At 56.7% G+C, this 1,058-nt stretch carries 1 rRNA gene; it reads right to left on the bottom strand.

Annotation, left to right across the window (positions count from 1 at the left end):
- Nucleotides 1–1,058, bottom strand: a 23S ribosomal RNA gene (locus ACFWDO_RS21485); the annotation flags it as partial.

Here is a 1,058-nt window from a genome sequence, read left to right as displayed (position 1 = left end):
GGAGAAGTCGTTACGCCATTCGTGCAGGTCGGAACTTACCCGACAAGGAATTTCGCTACCTTAGGATGGTTATAGTTACCACCGCCGTTTACTGGCGCTTAAGTTCTCAGCTTCGCCACACCGAAATGTGACTAACCGGTCCCCTTAACGTTCCAGCACCGGGCAGGCGTCAGTCCGTATACATCGCCTTACGGCTTCGCACGGACCTGTGTTTTTAGTAAACAGTCGCTTCTCGCTGGTCTCTGCGGCCACCCCCAGCTCAGTGCGTAAAGCACATCACCAGACGTGGCCCCCCTTCTCCCGAAGTTACGGGGGCATTTTGCCGAGTTCCTTAACCATAGTTCACCCGAACGCCTCGGTATTCTCTACCTGACCACCTGAGTCGGTTTAGGGTACGGGCCGCCATGAAACTCGCTAGAGGCTTTTCTCGACAGCATAGGATCATCCACTTCACCACAATCGGCTCGGCATCAGGTCTCAGACTACATGTCAGGCGGATTTACCTACCTGACGTCCTACACCCTTACCCCGGGACAACCACCGCCCGGGATGGACTACCTTCCTGCGTCACCCCATCACTCACCTACTACCAGCTCGGGTCACCGGCTCCACCACTTTCCATTCCCCGAAGGGTCCGGAACGGCTTCACGGGCTTAGCATCACTGGATTCGATGTTTGACGCTTCACAGCGGGTACCGGAATATCAACCGGTTGTCCATCGACTACGCCTGTCGGCCTCGCCTTAGGTCCCGACTTACCCTGGGCAGATCAGCTTGACCCAGGAACCCTTAGTCAATCGGCGCACACGTTTCTCACGTGTGTATCGCTACTCATGCCTGCATTCTCACTCGTGAACCGTCCACAACTCGCTTCCGCGGCTGCTTCACCCGGCACACGACGCTCCCCTACCCATCACAGCCGGCGTTGGCCGTATTGCTGCAATGACACGACTTCGGCGGTACGCTTGAGCCCCGCTACATTGTCGGCGCGGAATCACTAGACCAGTGAGCTATTACGCACTCTTTCAAGGGTGGCTGCTTCTAAGCCAACCTCCTGGT

The sequence above is a fragment of the Isoptericola sp. NPDC060185 genome (genome assembly GCF_042728595.1).
GTDB lineage: Bacteria > Actinomycetota > Actinomycetes > Actinomycetales > Cellulomonadaceae > Isoptericola.
Note: the sequence above shows the minus strand (reverse complement) of the source record. Positions and strands in the feature narration are given on the sequence as shown.